This window comes from Rhodococcus sp. 2G (assembly GCF_001886355.1).
Classification (GTDB): Bacteria; Actinomycetota; Actinomycetes; order Mycobacteriales; family Mycobacteriaceae; genus Rhodococcus; species Rhodococcus pyridinivorans.
This window is the reverse complement of sequence record NZ_CP018063.1, coordinates 1,796,494-1,809,453: the sequence shown is the minus strand read 5'-3', so window position 1 is coordinate 1,809,453 and position 12,960 is coordinate 1,796,494. Positions and strand designations below refer to the sequence as shown.

18 protein-coding genes and 1 pseudogene are annotated in these 12,960 nt (G+C 65.6%); 10 read left to right on the top strand and 9 right to left on the bottom strand.

From position 1 onward, the window contains the following. Positions 1-98 precede the first annotated feature (98 nt). Positions 99-422: pseudogene (locus BO226_RS08520) on the bottom strand (integrase core domain-containing protein); the annotation flags it as partial. A 101-nt stretch (positions 423-523) separates the two neighbouring features. Between BO226_RS08520 and BO226_RS08515 the strand changes: the two are divergent. After that, on the top strand, positions 524-898 hold the full coding sequence (locus tag BO226_RS08515; protein ID WP_071934997.1) for a hypothetical protein: 375 nt from the start codon (positions 524-526) through the stop codon (positions 896-898). On the opposite strand, the gene BO226_RS08510 is transcribed toward BO226_RS08515, so the two are convergent. Beyond that, the gene (locus BO226_RS08510; RefSeq protein WP_019289476.1) at positions 873-1,124 is read right to left on the bottom strand and encodes a DUF6480 family protein; all 252 of its coding nucleotides are present in this window, start codon (positions 1,122-1,124) and stop codon (positions 873-875) included. The genes BO226_RS08515 and BO226_RS08510 overlap by 26 nt on opposite strands. Before the next feature lie 230 nt (positions 1,125-1,354). Here BO226_RS08510 and BO226_RS08505 point away from each other — a divergent pair, with 230 nt between their 5' ends. The 3 genes from BO226_RS08505 (at position 1,355) to BO226_RS08495 (ending at position 3,653) form a co-directional block, all read left to right on the top strand. Continuing rightward, positions 1,355-1,540, top strand: coding sequence for a BatC protein (locus tag BO226_RS08505; RefSeq protein WP_071934996.1), 186 nt, complete (start codon positions 1,355-1,357; stop codon positions 1,538-1,540). After that, the gene (locus tag BO226_RS08500) at positions 1,515-2,747 is read left to right on the top strand and encodes a cupin domain-containing protein (protein WP_198040618.1); all 1,233 of its coding nucleotides are present in this window, start codon (positions 1,515-1,517) and stop codon (positions 2,745-2,747) included. Before BO226_RS08505 ends, BO226_RS08500 begins: the two co-directional genes overlap by 26 nt. A gap of 129 nt (positions 2,748-2,876) precedes the next feature. After that, positions 2,877-3,653, top strand: coding sequence for a sucrase ferredoxin (locus BO226_RS08495; RefSeq protein ID WP_232238086.1), 777 nt, complete (start codon positions 2,877-2,879; stop codon positions 3,651-3,653). A gap of 30 nt (positions 3,654-3,683) precedes the next feature. On the opposite strand, the gene eat is transcribed toward BO226_RS08495, so the two are convergent. Continuing rightward, positions 3,684-5,138 carry an ethanolamine permease gene (gene eat, locus BO226_RS08490; protein WP_006552114.1) on the bottom strand — a complete coding sequence of 485 codons (1,455 nt, stop codon included), beginning with the start codon at positions 5,136-5,138 and terminating at the stop codon, positions 3,684-3,686. A 230-nt stretch (positions 5,139-5,368) separates the two neighbouring features. Here eat and BO226_RS28655 point away from each other — a divergent pair, with 230 nt between their 5' ends. Then, positions 5,369-5,827, top strand: coding sequence for a VOC family protein (locus tag BO226_RS28655; protein ID WP_442977311.1), 459 nt, complete (start codon positions 5,369-5,371; stop codon positions 5,825-5,827). Between the two features lie 37 nt (positions 5,828-5,864). Here BO226_RS28655 and BO226_RS28000 read toward each other — a convergent pair whose 3' ends face one another. Both BO226_RS28000 and BO226_RS27995 read right to left on the bottom strand, forming a co-directional pair. After that, on the bottom strand, positions 5,865-6,113 hold the full coding sequence (locus BO226_RS28000) for an ANTAR domain-containing protein (RefSeq protein WP_232238085.1): 249 nt from the start codon (positions 6,111-6,113) through the stop codon (positions 5,865-5,867). A gap of 41 nt (positions 6,114-6,154) precedes the next feature. Continuing rightward, positions 6,155-6,454, bottom strand: a complete 300-nt coding sequence (locus BO226_RS27995; protein WP_228045063.1) for a hypothetical protein — start codon at positions 6,452-6,454, stop codon at positions 6,155-6,157. On the opposite strand from BO226_RS27995, the gene BO226_RS28650 reads away from it, so the two are divergent. From BO226_RS28650 to BO226_RS08470, 3 genes are all read left to right on the top strand, one after another. Next, positions 6,396-6,656, top strand: a complete 261-nt coding sequence (locus BO226_RS28650; RefSeq protein WP_442971905.1) for a hypothetical protein — start codon at positions 6,396-6,398, stop codon at positions 6,654-6,656. The two genes, BO226_RS27995 and BO226_RS28650, sit on opposite strands and share 59 nt — an antisense overlap. 586 nt (positions 6,657-7,242) lie before the next feature. After that, a complete protein-coding gene (locus BO226_RS08475) occupies positions 7,243-7,497 on the top strand; it encodes a hypothetical protein (protein ID WP_019289459.1) in 255 nt (84 codons plus the stop codon). Positions 7,498-7,546: 49 nt separating this feature from the next. Continuing rightward, positions 7,547-8,347: an HAD-IIA family hydrolase gene (locus BO226_RS08470; protein ID WP_006552097.1), complete on the top strand. Its 801-nt coding sequence runs from the start codon at positions 7,547-7,549 to the stop codon at positions 8,345-8,347. A gap of 50 nt (positions 8,348-8,397) precedes the next feature. Here BO226_RS08470 and BO226_RS08465 read toward each other — a convergent pair whose 3' ends face one another. Then, complete coding sequence (locus BO226_RS08465; protein ID WP_039958072.1) at positions 8,398-9,084, bottom strand: ZIP family metal transporter; 687 nt, start codon at positions 9,082-9,084, stop codon at positions 8,398-8,400. A gap of 270 nt (positions 9,085-9,354) precedes the next feature. Here BO226_RS08465 and BO226_RS08460 point away from each other — a divergent pair, with 270 nt between their 5' ends. After that, the gene (locus BO226_RS08460) at positions 9,355-10,113 is read left to right on the top strand and encodes a DUF6920 family protein (protein ID WP_230810880.1); all 759 of its coding nucleotides are present in this window, start codon (positions 9,355-9,357) and stop codon (positions 10,111-10,113) included. Between the two features lie 34 nt (positions 10,114-10,147). Here the strand turns inward: BO226_RS08460 and BO226_RS08455 are convergent, their stop codons facing one another. Both BO226_RS08455 and BO226_RS08450 read right to left on the bottom strand, forming a co-directional pair. Continuing rightward, positions 10,148-11,047 (bottom strand): phosphatidylinositol mannoside acyltransferase, encoded by a 900-nt coding sequence (locus tag BO226_RS08455; RefSeq protein ID WP_071934994.1) that lies wholly within the window; start codon positions 11,045-11,047, stop codon positions 10,148-10,150. A gap of 195 nt (positions 11,048-11,242) precedes the next feature. Continuing rightward, a complete protein-coding gene (locus tag BO226_RS08450; RefSeq protein ID WP_232238084.1) occupies positions 11,243-11,923 on the bottom strand; it encodes a phosphatase PAP2 family protein in 681 nt (226 codons plus the stop codon). A 159-nt stretch (positions 11,924-12,082) separates the two neighbouring features. Between BO226_RS08450 and BO226_RS08445 the strand changes: the two genes are divergently transcribed. Next, complete coding sequence (locus BO226_RS08445; protein ID WP_006552091.1) at positions 12,083-12,502, top strand: glutaredoxin domain-containing protein; 420 nt, start codon at positions 12,083-12,085, stop codon at positions 12,500-12,502. 69 nt (positions 12,503-12,571) lie between these two features. Here BO226_RS08445 and BO226_RS08440 read toward each other — a convergent pair whose 3' ends face one another. After that, complete coding sequence (locus BO226_RS08440; RefSeq protein ID WP_019289453.1) at positions 12,572-12,844, bottom strand: GlsB/YeaQ/YmgE family stress response membrane protein; 273 nt, start codon at positions 12,842-12,844, stop codon at positions 12,572-12,574. Positions 12,845-12,960 lie beyond the last annotated feature (116 nt).

Sequence of the window (12,960 nt, the reverse complement as noted above, 5' to 3'; positions counted from 1 at the left end):
ATCTGTCGATCGGACGGTGAAAAGCGCTACCCACGGCATGGTCATCAGCGTCTACGTAACCCTGATACTGAACCATCCCGGGTCTCATGCACACATTGTCATTTGTGTGCGACCGGTTGATCGGCACGGTGTTCAGCGTAGTACTTGGCTCCATACTCGGCCGGTGGGATCCGCCCAAGGCGGTGCATGAGCCGGCCGGTGTTGTACCAGTGCACCCACGCCGAGGTGGCTTCCTCGACGTCACTGACAGTGCGCAGCGGGCCCTTGCGGAACGGGGAATCGTCGGCGATGCACTCGGCCTTGTAGAGCCCGATCGTCGTCTCTGCGAGGGCATTATCGTAGGCATCGGCCACCGACCCTATCGACGGCCGAATCCCTTGCAGGAACAAGGTTTCCTCGAACCGAAGAGCCGTATACTGGGCGAGTTCAACCGGTCGATGCAACACCGGGCTACTGCAGGGAGCGTAGCTGCTCGGCGAAGACCTCGGCCGGGGTTCGCCAGCCGAGCACCTTGCGTGGCCTGTTGTTGATCGCCGGTCTGCAGGCAGTCAACTACGACGACAAGCTCGACGCTCGGTGGATGTCGCTGGTCACCGATCTCGACGGTCAACTGGCAGCGCAGATGAGCAGGGACTCCGACGCCGGGGCGATCACTTCGCTCTCGGACGACCATGAGGGTCTTGTCACGACGCTGACCGACATGATCGTCATGGCGTTCTCGAGGACCGATCGAACCCGCCGTCGCATCGAGTCGACTGATACGGCGGCGTGCTATCGCCTTCGTGGCGTGATGCGACCGGTCCACGCCCCTCTCTACTACCGGGAGGCAGTTCGCTTTTCCGCTACCTCTTCACCTTCGTTTCGTCGCGCCCTCAGAACAGCCCGACTGCTCGGATGATCAGACCGACGGCCACCACCAGGACCACGATCACCACGATCGCGATGGCGATGAGGGCCCCGGCACTGCGGCGCTGCGGCGGTTCGTGTTGCGGACCGCCCACAGCAGTCTCGGCGGGCGGAGTATCTCCGGGCGACACCCCGCCTCCGGGTTCGAGACCAGGAGTGTTCGCGGGATCAGGGTTCTGCGGGTCGAACTCGGACGCGTCGGGATTCTCGTCAGCCATACTCTCCTGTACCCGATTATCGGCGAGCAACGCGTCGACTTTTCTTCTTCGCAGCGCCGCACCTGCGAGTGCGCGGGGTACAACGTCTGGGACAACGGTTCGATGATCCCGGAATCGACGTGGCCGCCGATACGCCGGGATAAGCTGACAACGGCCGAACAATACACCGCTGCACGCTCCGGGAGCCGGTAACACCGCTGCTCCCAAGCCTTTTGACCTCGGGAGGAATCATGACCGACCCACAGCAGGATCCGAACAAGGAAGAAGGCCAGGAGGGCCCGGCGGACGGCGGTGCAGCCGGCGTCCCGGGCGTTCACGATGGCGGAGCTGACGGGGGTGCCGACGGGGGCGCCGACAGCGGAGCCGACGGCGGGGCTGACGGAGGTGCCGATGGCGGAGCCGACGGAGGCAGCTAGGTGTGAGGACTCCTCATATCGCATCCAGGACTCCGGCGTCGAAACGGACGCCGGAGTCCTGGAAACACGCTTGATCGACATCGGTCGGGAGAAGTTCGCGTCCGAAATCTGGGGACGTGCACCACTGCTGACGCGTCGCGCCGGCACATTCACCGACCTGTTCTCCGTCGAGGCAGTCGATGAACTCATCTCGCGACGAGGACTTCGCACGCCCTTTCTTCGCGTCGCCAAGGACGGGACGACACTGCCGGACTCGTCGTTCACCTCCCCCGGCGGTGTCGGAGCGACCATCTCCGACCAACTCGACGACACGATGCTCTGGCGTAACCTCGCCGACGGTGCCACCCTCGTCCTGCAGGCACTGCACCGCACATGGGAACCGATCTCGCAGTTCGGCACCGCTCTGAGCGACGAACTCGGACATCCCGTCCAGGTCAACGCGTACATCACTCCACCTCGGAACCAGGGGTTCTGCCACCACTACGACGTCCACGACGTCTTCGTCGTGCAGATCGAGGGAACGAAGAGGTGGGTGATCCACGAGCCCGTCCACCCGGCGCCGCTACGCAATCAACCCTGGACCGATCATCGCCCCGCTGTCGCCCGAGCCGCGACAGAGCCGGCGTGCATCGACACCGTGCTCGAACCCGGCGACTGCCTCTATCTGCCGCGAGGCTGGATCCATGCCGCCGAGGCCCGAGGGGAGATCTCCATCCACCTCACCGTCGGCATCCATACGTGGACGCGTCACGCACTTGCCGAGCATCTGACCCGAGCAGCGCTCACTGCGCTCGGCGACGATCCTGAGATGCGCGGTGCACTACCCATAGGCATCGACGATCCGGATGACGAGATCACTGCTGTACGTGAGCATCTCATCGCCGCACTGGCCGAGGCGGACGCCACCTCCCTGTTCCACCGTGCCCGGCGGGAGCAGGCGCGTCCGGCACCGCTGGGGCCGCTCGCCCAATTCGCCGCCGTCCACGATCTCGGCCCCGACACCACGGTGAAACTCCGCAGCGCGCTGTATGCGCGTCTGGAAGGTTCACACCTGGTCACGCGCGTCGGCCGCGTCACCGTGGCGGACGATGAAATGCCGTCTGTCACGCGCCTGCTCGACGGCGGATCCCACCCGACGAAAACCCTCGGGACCGACCTGGTCGAACGGCTGTTGCGCGCAGGGATCCTCGTCCCCGCGGAACAGTGACGGTGCACTGTGGCCTCAGCCGAACGCTTCTTCTGCGCAGACAGTGCCCGACAGCGGGGTGATCCGATGGCCGGCACGGCCCCACGCGGATTCGTTTGGATCCTCGTCGAATATCGGGGCAGATGGCCGGTGAACGGGTTCGAGGGGCTCGATCTCGACGCCGCGACCAAGACGGCCGTGTTCTCCGCCGCGCAGGCGGCCCGCGCACGCATACTGCTGGTCAAGCGCCCGGGCCGTCGTCGCCGCGGAGGACACGACCAATGGGCGGTGCTCCGCCGCGAGACCTCGGGCGCGGTGCGTCAGCAATGGGGAACGTGGGATCGCGAGGAGGATCTGACACAGATCGTCACCGCCCTCGAGACACCCGGCGACCTCGGTGGCCCCTCCGTCCTCTTGGTCTGCGCTCACGGTCACCACGATCCGTGCTGCGCCGTGCGTGGACGGCCGGTCGCGCGCGCTCTGGCCGAGCGCTGGCCCGATCAGGTCTGGGAATGCTCGCACGTAGGCGGAGACCGGTTCGCCGCCAACGTCGTCGTCGTACCCGACGGTGTCTACTACGGCGGTCTCGACGCCGAATCGTCCGTCCTCACGATCGAGGAACACTTCTTCGACCGGATCCACCACCACCATCTACGCGGCTACACCGATATGTCTCCGCCTCAGCAGGCCGCGCTCGCCGCCACGCTCCGACGCTTCGGTCCGGCCGGGCGCAGCGGTTACGTGATCGCCGAGAGTGTGCGCGAGGGTGATCGCTGGCGGGTCCGGCTCGCCGGTCGTGCACCGCACCCGGAGCGTGTCGACGTCGAACTGCAGGCCCACCGCACTCCCCCGTGCCGATTGACCTGCCGTGGAGCGCCGACGGGTTCCGTCATGCTCTACGAACCCACCTCGGTCCGCGCGGTGTGAGCGGACGGCCGCGCAATCGGCCGCAGGTCGTCACCCCAGCTCTTCCTCCGCCTTCGCGAGGGCCGCGAACTCCTCGTCCGGGGAGTTCGCGACGAGGTGGTGGCGGCTGTAGAGACCGAAGTAAGCCATGCATGCAGCGAACGCGGCGAACGTCCACAGAGCCGCAACAGGATCGACGAGGAAGGTGGCCACCACAGCGGCCGCAGCGATCACCAGCGCGAACGATGTCGTGACGATTCCACCGGGTGTGCGGTACGGACGCCGCATCCCGGGCTCGCGGACGCGCAGCACGATGTGGCTGACCATCATGAGTACATAACTCACGGCGGCACCGAAGACCGCCATGTTGAGGAGCATCGCGCCCTCACCGGTCAGCGACAGGACGAAACCGATCACGCCGGGAACGATCAACGCGAGCATGGGTGCCTTGCGGGAATTCGTCACCGACAGGCTCGTCGGCAGGTAGCCGGCCCGGGACAGCGCGAAAGTCTGCCGCGAGTACGCGTACATGATGGAGAAGAAGCTGGCGATCAACCCGGCGAGCCCGATGTAGTTGACGACCTTCGCCGCTGTCCCGTCACCCAGCGCCTCGACGAGCGGGTTGCCCGAGGTCGACAACCCCTCGGCGCCCAACGCACCGGTCGCCAGGAATAGCACGGTCGCTCCGGTCAGCAAGAGCACCAGCATGCTGGAGATGATGCCGCGCGGCACGTTCTTCTCCGGCTCACGAGCTTCCTCCGCAGCGAGAGGAACGCCCTCGATCGCCAGGAAGAACCAGATCGCGAACGGGACCGCGGCCCAGATACCGAAGTAACCGAACGGCAGGAAGCCCGAGGCGCCGACGGCATCGGTCGGCGCGATGTCCGTGAGATTGTCGGACTCGAACAGTCCCACCGCAGAGACTGCGAAGATCACGAGTCCGGCAAGTGCGATGGCGGTGATGACGAACATCGCCTTGAGCGCTTCGCCCGCACCGGTGAGGTGGATGCCGATGAAAATGGCGTAGACAGCGAGGTAGATCCACCATCCGTCGGTGATCCCGAAGATGTTCAACGATTCGACATAGCTGCCGATGAACGTCGCGATGGCCGCCGGTGCGATCGCATACTCGATGAGAATGGCCGTACCGGTGGCGAATCCGCCCCAGGGGCCGAGCGCGCGGCGGGCGAAGGTGTATCCGCCCCCTGCGGCCGGAAGGGCCGACGACAATTCCGCCATCCCGAGCACCATCGCGAAATACATGCCCGCGATGACCACGCCGGCGATGAGCAGACCGCCGAATCCGCCTTCGGCGAGTCCGTTGTTCCATCCGGCGTAGTCACCGGAGATGACATAACTGACACCGAGTCCCGCAAGGAGCACCCACCCTGCGGTTCCTTTACGAAGTGAACGTTTTTCGAGGTATTCGCTCTTCTCGGCGTGGAAGTCGGCGCCGTCGTGGTGCTTGCGGGTCCTCGAACTCTTCGATGGTTCTACGACTGCCATTCCGTCTCCCTGAGGCGATCGGTTCGTACGGCGGCGTCACGCCGAGGTGGAACGTCGCGCGAGCAGCTGCCGGTGTTCATGAGCTACCCCCCGGGGTCGTGGAGAATCGCGCAACGAGATGGAGTGCAGCCGTGTAACTCGGATGATCCAGCATCCTCCCGGGCGAACAGGGTGTCTGTTCGTTTCTCGAGTATCGGAGAAGACTGTTGCAACTCTGTTGCGCGCCTGTAATGGAACGCACGGTTACGCAGCCTGCGGGCGGTCTTCTACCAACCGACGACACGTGGAGGATTCGAAGTGACAGCGCCGCTGTGGGCGGTAGCGATCGTGGCCGTGGCTGCGTTCGGATGGGGCGCATCGGTAGTGTAGCGGGCTCATCGAAGTGTCGTGCGCCGATCCGAGGGTCCGCTCTCGGCCACGGGGCGTACCCGCATGGTGTCGGTCAGGCAGGTACAGGTCACCTTCGATTTCGTCGGACCCGAGCGAAGGCTGCGAAGAATCGGGTGCATCTCGATGTGCGCGTCGGCACAGGCTTGGAGAGCGACGAGCGACTGTCTGCTCTGCAAGCGGAGTCCGACCGACTGGTGACGCTCGGCGCTGCGCAAGTGAAGGTTCTGCACGCCGACGGTGTGGACGAGTCCTGCATCGTCGTGCAGGACATCGAAGGCAACGGGTTCTGTCTGGACTGAGCCCGTATACCTCGAAGTTCCGTGATCCGACAAACGATCACAGAGAAGCGGTGTGGTCCTCGACGATTCGCTCGGCAACTCGGGCGAGGGCGACGTTGAGATCCTGTGACAGCGTCCGCAGCATCACGAACGCGCGGGCGGTGTCGACGTCGCAGCGCTGGATCAGAACACCTTTGGCCTGGCAGATGGTGTCTCGGGTGGCCAACGCCGAGCGCAGATGCAGCTCCGCGCGTGCAGCCGTGAGCTCGGACGCCGCCTGCGCCGCCAATGCGATGCCCAGCGCCACCGCTGCACCGTCGAAAGTCTGCGGCTTCGATGCGAACAGGTTCAGCGAACCGGCGATATCGGTTCGGGTGTGAGTTGGAAGGACAACACACTGCCGACCCCGACCAGCAGGGCTTCCTCGGTGAACTGCGGCCACCGTCTCTCGGACCGCAGGTCGCTGCTGTAGACCACGCTCGTGACCCCGGCAGCGTCGATGCAGGGACCACCGGCGTCGCGTTGGATCCGACCGAGTTCCCGGGACGATGACGACGCCACTCCGTGCGCCTCGAATGTGTCCTTGCCGATGAGCACGATGTCGGCGCACTCGACCCCGGCGATCGTCACCGCGGCGGCCGTGGTCACCGCACGCAGTGCTTCACCGAAATCGTGCCGTCCGCTCGGCGGTCTTCATAGATCTCCAAGGGCCTTGATCAAGATTTCGATCGATTCGGCCATGAAATGCAGCCTCTTCCGCCTGTTTCACGATGCCGCGTGTCAAGGCGAGAAAGTGTCGGGCAAGATGCCCGTACCGCCCACGCTACTCGTGATTGTCGACGTGGGGTGAGGAACACCTGCTGGGCGTCCTGCGGAGACCTCAGGACTAGGGGGTGCCGACCAGGTCCGGAGATCAGAGGGTGTGGCCGAGGATGTGGGTGAGAGCGATGAGGGCGGCGAACCAGATGAGAGTTCCGCCGAGTGTGGCGAAGTCTGTGTACATGAGTGGTCTCGATCGTACGCCGGTTGAAGCATCAACGAAGATGTCCGCGGTCACAGTCCGTCACGCACGCGTTCGGCTTCCGCACGCTTGTCCCCACCGGGAATAGATAGCCATCGGGTCGCGTTGTGCTGGGCGGATCGGGTGCGTATTCGTGTCCCTCGGGCTCAACCCTTTGCCTTCACGGAAGTTCCGTTCGACTGGAGCCGTGTTGCGCCTTTCGCCGAGAGGCGACCGAACGCACCCGATCCCTTCACATTTCGTAACGCGAGTCGGCGCACTCCGCCACGCGAGCCTTCGCCAGCGGATGCGCTTCCCGCACGGATGTGGCCGACCCGCCCCGGCGACCGAATACCACCGGGTTCGGCCACCGCTCCACCGGGTACCTCCGGAAGACACCGACAGGTCCGAAAGAATAGCAAGTGCAGGAGGACATGTGCCCACCAACTTGACCGCCACCGACCTTCGAGAACTCCTCGATTCGACGCTCGATGACCCCGCACTCGTTCTGGAGGAGGGACGCTTCCGCGTGGTCGGAGGTCAGGAGCTCACGGATGAGAACCGAGCGTTCCTCGTGGTCACCAGGGAAGACCTCCGCAAGCAGCTACCGCAGGATCGGGACCACGACGAGAGCGACCTGGAGCTACAGGCGGGCGTGCTCGGCTCGACCGTCGCGAACCTCGGCGGGTGATCGCCTTGTATCGGCTGCCGACCGGAACAGTAGGTGACACACTCGGAGAATGAGCGAAGAACCCACATCCGCGCCGGTCTGGAACTACCTGATGGACATGGATGGTGTTCTCGTGCACGAGGATCACCTGATCCCCGGTGCCGACGCGTTCCTGACGGAGCTCCGCGACACCGGTACGCCGTTCATGGTGCTCACCAACAATTCCATCCGCACACCCCGAGATCTGCGGGCGCGCCTGCTGCGCTCCGGCCTCGACGTGCCCGAGAAATCGATCTGGACCTCCGCGCTGGCGACGGCGACGTTCCTCGCCAATCAACGTCCCGGTGGCAGCGCTTACGTGGTGGGTGAATCCGGATTGACCACCGCGCTGCACGACATCGGCTACGTCCTCACGGACAGCGACCCGGACTACGTCGTCCTCGGTGAGACACGCACGTATTCCTTCGAGGCGATCACCACCGCGATCCGACTGGTCGAACGCGGCGCCCGGTTCATCGCGACCAATCCGGACCCGACCGGCCCGTCACGAGAGGGTTCGCTTCCTGCCACCGGGGCAGTCGCAGCGCTCATCACCCGCGCGACCGGCCGTGAGCCGTATTTCGTGGGCAAGCCGAACGCCCTGATGATGCGGTCGGCCCTGCGTGCGATCGGTGCGCACTCCGCACACACGCTGATGATCGGTGATCGCATGGACACCGACATCGTCTGCGGCCTCGAGGCCGGTCTGCAGACACTGCTGGTCCTGACCGGCATTTCGACCCGCGAGTCCGTCGAGCGGTTCCCCTACCGCCCGACCCGCGTCATCAATTCGGTTGCGGATCTCGTTGGGTCAACGGCAAACCCGTTCTGAAGAGTATCGGGGGTCCGAACTTTCGGCCGGATCCGATGAGGGTGGGCTTTTCATGCACCGAGAGCGAAGGCGACCAGGAATCCCAGCGAAGTGCAGATACCGACCCACCATCCGCCTTCTCGATAGGCTTCCGGCATCAACGAGTCGGCGATCACCGCAATGGTGGCGCCTCCGGCGAATGCCTGGATCAGCGGAATTCCCGCTTCCGGCAGAGAATCGGCGAACGCAGTGGCCACCACAACCACCGCCACCAGCAGAACGGCCGTCACGCCCCAGATGAGCAGAGCAGAGCGATGCGACAGAGCCGACCGCATCGACGCCGCACCCGCCACCGCCTCGGGGATGTTGCCAACCGCCACGGCCACCAGCAACACGATTCCACCGCTGCCGGCTGCGAGAGTGGTCCCCAACGCAGCATTCTCCGGAACGCCGTCGAGGAGGGCCCCGAGCATCAGTGCCCAACCCAGGGCTGCAGGGCCGAGCATGTTCTCGATCACGCGATCGGCAACGACATAGACGACGGTTCCCAGCATCAAGGCCCCGCCGGCCGCCCACAACCCCTGGTCGGCGAAGGCCGGGGCGAACAGTTCTGTGGAGACCGCCGCCACCATGGCACCGGCGCCGAAGGCCATCAACCCCGCGAGCACCGGGCGGGGCAGGTTGTAGAGCAGGCCGATCGCAGCTCCGAGGAACAAGGGCACGGCGGTCCCCAGTCCGTACCACAGGGCCGTCAACATCGAACCGAACCCCCGCGTCGGCACCGTCCTCTACTCGTTACGCTCATGTGTACCTCTTCCGTCCCGGCGACCGGGTACCCAGGGACGTCACCGCCGACCGACTCGGCAGGGTCACCTATAACGCGATGATCGACGATTCCGTCGGCAAGGACACGGTGCCCAGGCATAATTTGCTCGAATCAGCGAGTATCGGCCCACCCCATCGATGAAGCACCGAGTCCGAGCGAAGCATCGTGAAGGGCCGAATCGACCGGTGGAGGATTCGTGCGCATGGGCCGTGCACCGATTATTCCGCGCGCCGCTCATCATGTCGGCGCACACTGGCGTGCTCTGTCCGAGATCAGGGGCACCGGTGACCGGTTCGTCCCGGCCCTGACCGAACCCCTGCCGCCTGCTGCGCGGCGTTGGATCAACCATGCGGTGGCCGAGGGCACGCCGATGGCCGCAGCCGCACGACTCGAGATGTCCGGGCAGATCCGGCTCGGATCCTGGCGACCGTTCACCGCTGTCCAACTCCTCGCCCCGACGTCGGGATTCGTGTGGGCTGCGACCACTCGGATCGGCCCGGTATCAGTGTCGGGGTACGACCGCTTCACCGACGGTTGTGGCGAGATGCGTTGGCGAATAGGGGGAATCATTCCGGTGATGTCCGCGGACGGCCCTGATGTCAGCGACAGCGCGGCCGGCCGCCTGGCCGGGGAGAGCATCTTCGTGCCGACGTCGTTTCCCCTCGCACGGTGGCGCGGCGACGAATTCGTCGCCGCGGCGACCTGGACGGTGGCCGGCCGCAAGGAAACCGTGCGTCTGGATGTCGCCGAGGACGGGGCGTTGTGCGGGGTGCGGATGCTGCGGTGGGGCAACCCCGACAATCACGAGTTCGGCCGGTATCCGTTCATCGTCGCGGTCGAGGCCGAACACCGGTTCGGTGGCATGACCATCGCCTCACGGATCCGCGCGAGCTGGGACACGGGAACCGGCACGGACGGCGAGTTCTTCCGCGCCGAGATCACCTCTGCCGACTTCTTCTGACGGTCCACGAGGCCTGCCGCGGAAACCGACGTCGTCACTGTCTGCCGGGTGTCTGTGTGCGGTCCCGCCGGTCGGCCGTCCACACCGATTGCAGCATGTGCCAGTCGGCGGGATGCGCGGCGATACCGGCGGCGAACCGGTCGGCCAGTAACTGGGTCGTGGCTTCTACGCCGCCTGCGGTATCGATCGGGGCGTCGATGTGGAACCCCCACCCGTCCGGAGTGAACCAGCAGTGCAGCGGCAGCAGCGGCGCACCCGTATCGATCGCGAGCTTGGCCGGGCCGGCAGGCATGCAGGCCGGTTCGCCGAAGAAGGTGACCGGCACGCCCGCTCCGGTCAAGTCACGCTCACCGAGGAGTCCGACGAACCGTCCCTCCCGGATCCGGGCGGTCAGCTGTTCGAACGGTGGAACTGTGCCACCGGTGAGCGGGATGATCTCGAAACCCAGGCCTTCCCGGAACCGGACGAAGCGGCGGAACAACGATTCCGGTTGCAGTCGCTCGGCGACGACGGTCGGTGTGCCGATCCGCTGTACGATCCACACTCCCGCCAGGTCCCAGTTCCCGCTGTGCGGAAGCGCCAGCACTGCGCCGCGCCCACGCGCGACGGCCTCGTGGATGTGTTCGAGACCGGTGGCCGCGGAGTCGATGGTCTCGGCCAGCCGTAGGGGATCCATCGACGGCAACCGGAACGCTTCGCACCAATACCGCGCGTACGAACGTAGACTCGCGCGCACGAGTTCGTTGGGCACCTCAGAGGGAGAGGTGGACAACACCCGAGCGAGGTTGCGTCGTAATTGGATCGGCCCGCCGTTTCGGGCCGCTCGATCCGCAGCCATCTCGAACAGGCGCCTCGCCGGCTTTTCCGGTAGCGCGCATACCGTCCACCAACCGGCGGCGTATGCGAGATCCCAGGCCCGATCCTTCATGCGCATCGAGTACCCCGAACGCGGAGGTCGACAACGATGACGACGCCGGCGACAGGGCTCAACAGCAGTATGAAGCCCACCATGAGCACGACCGCGACAGCTTCGAGGCGGTCGCGCCCCGTCCGACTTGCCAACAAAAATCCGGCTGCCTGCAGATTCGCTCTGCCGACAGCCGGATTCGGTGTGCCGTATCCAGTTCGCCTATCCGATGGGCTGGGCGGCCGGTGCCTCGCGCGACAGGATCGGAAGCCGCGACGCGAACGGCAGAAGCACCACGACGACCAGCGCGACCATCAACACGCCGAGCGCCATGCCCGACAGCACGTCGTGGACGTAGTGCACCCCCACCGTCACCCGGGAGAAGGCGAGCACCGCGGCGAGCGGAGCGACCAGCCAGATCAGACGCGGAGCCGCGAGGACACACGCCGTGGCGAACGACGCCGCGATGACGGAGTGGTTCGACGGCCAGGACCAGTCACCCACCTCGGGGCATTCCAGCACCGTCTCGATCCCGAGTGCGCGACACGGTCGCGGCTCCGTCACCACGAGCTTGACGAGTTCACTCGACAGGTAGGCACCCACGACACCGATACCGCCGACGGCGAGGGTGCCGAAGCTGCGTCGATCGTTCCGCCACAGCCACGCCGCGAGCACACCGGTGAAGGCGACCAGGACGAGCAGCCCCTTGTCCGCGACGAGACCTGCGAGCGGTCCGAGGAAGGACCCCTCGACGGTCTGAGCGACGGACAGATACAGGCGGTCGCGCATCGGTACCGTCGCCGCCGCGAGAAGAGTCAGCACGAGCGCCACCCCTACGGCAGGGATGAACATCGAGCGGACCAACCGCGGGGATACAGGAGGTGAATTCTCGGTGACGACCATGACCGAAGACGCTATCGCGCCACCTTGCCCGGCGGCAGACCGGCTGGTCGGGCGGGGTGACGGGGAGCTTCGAGCCTGCGACGCGTCCCGTTCCGAGGCGACTGCAGGCCGGCGGACGAAGTGGCTTCTGCCTCCCGCCCGGGCGATAGGCTCGCACGCGTGTGGCGAACCTGGATCCTCTCCGCAGCGATGGTGGCCGTCGCGGCGGTCGTTCTGCTCACTGGCGCATTCGACGTGACCTCGGTGGTGACGGCAGTACTGCTCCTCGTCTTTGCGTGGGTCACCTCTCCCCTGTTCTTCCCCCATCACGTCGACGACGCGACCGCCCGTCGCGACGCCGCAACCCGCGGCGTTCCGGTGGTGTACTGGCGCCCGGGGTGTACGTTCTGCATCCGGTTGCGCGCCACCCTGCGCACTCGCGCGCGTCGCGCGATCTGGGTGAACATCTGGCGGGATCCCGCTGCGGCCGCTCGGGTCCGGGAAGTCAACGGCGGGAACGAGACGGTGCCGACGGTGTTCGTCGGCGACGTGTCGCATACCAATCCCGACCCACGTTGGTTTCGCGATCAACTGGTCTGACGAGCCGACCCCCGACACGAACGAGGTCCCGGATCCGTGTGGATCCGGGACCTCGTTGATGCAGAGCGGTCAGCGGCGCACGCCTCGGCCGGTGACGGCCTTGACGAGGAACAGCAGGATGACCGCGCCGAGGAGGCAGGTCAGGAAGCTGAAGATCAGTCCGCCGCCTTCGACATCCACCCCGAAGACCTTCAGCAGGAAACCACCGATCAAGCCGCCGATGACGCCGACGACGATGTTGAGAAGAATGCCCTGCTGGGCGTCGGTGCCCATGATCTTGCTGCCGATCCAACCGGCGAGACCACCGATGATGATCCAACCGAGGATTCCGAGTCCGAGCATGTGCAGTCCTTTCGTGAACACTGGCTAGTTCGACCCAACTCAGATACCCAGTCGTCCCACCAGTCACACCTCTCACTTCTGACAAGTTCAGAGTGGCACGAATGCGACGCCCGGAA

Excerpts from the sequence above, each read along its gene's own strand:
- BO226_RS08510 (WP_019289476.1), bottom strand. The coding sequence starts at position 1,124 with ATGGCTGACGAGAATCCCGACGCGTCCGAGTTCGACCCGCAGAACCCT.
- BO226_RS08505 (WP_071934996.1), top strand. The coding sequence starts at position 1,355 with ATGACCGACCCACAGCAGGATCCGAACAAGGAAGAAGGCCAGGAGGGC.
- BO226_RS08500 (WP_198040618.1), top strand. The coding sequence starts at position 1,515 with ATGGCGGAGCCGACGGAGGCAGCTAGGTGTGAGGACTCCTCATATCGC.
- eat (WP_006552114.1), bottom strand. The coding sequence starts at position 5,138 with ATGGCAGTCGTAGAACCATCGAAGAGTTCGAGGACCCGCAAGCACCAC.
- BO226_RS28655 (WP_442977311.1), top strand. The coding sequence starts at position 5,369 with ATGGAACGCACGGTTACGCAGCCTGCGGGCGGTCTTCTACCAACCGAC.
- BO226_RS28650 (WP_442971905.1), top strand. The coding sequence starts at position 6,396 with ATGAGCACGATGTCGGCGCACTCGACCCCGGCGATCGTCACCGCGGCG.
- BO226_RS08470 (WP_006552097.1), top strand. The coding sequence starts at position 7,547 with ATGAGCGAAGAACCCACATCCGCGCCGGTCTGGAACTACCTGATGGAC.
- BO226_RS08465 (WP_039958072.1), bottom strand. The coding sequence starts at position 9,084 with ATGTTGACGGCCCTGTGGTACGGACTGGGGACCGCCGTGCCCTTGTTC.
- BO226_RS08460 (WP_230810880.1), top strand. The coding sequence starts at position 9,355 with ATGGGCCGTGCACCGATTATTCCGCGCGCCGCTCATCATGTCGGCGCA.
- BO226_RS08455 (WP_071934994.1), bottom strand. The coding sequence starts at position 11,047 with ATGCGCATGAAGGATCGGGCCTGGGATCTCGCATACGCCGCCGGTTGG.
- BO226_RS08450 (WP_232238084.1), bottom strand. The coding sequence starts at position 11,923 with ATGGTCGTCACCGAGAATTCACCTCCTGTATCCCCGCGGTTGGTCCGC.
- BO226_RS08440 (WP_019289453.1), bottom strand. The coding sequence starts at position 12,844 with ATGCTCGGACTCGGAATCCTCGGTTGGATCATCATCGGTGGTCTCGCC.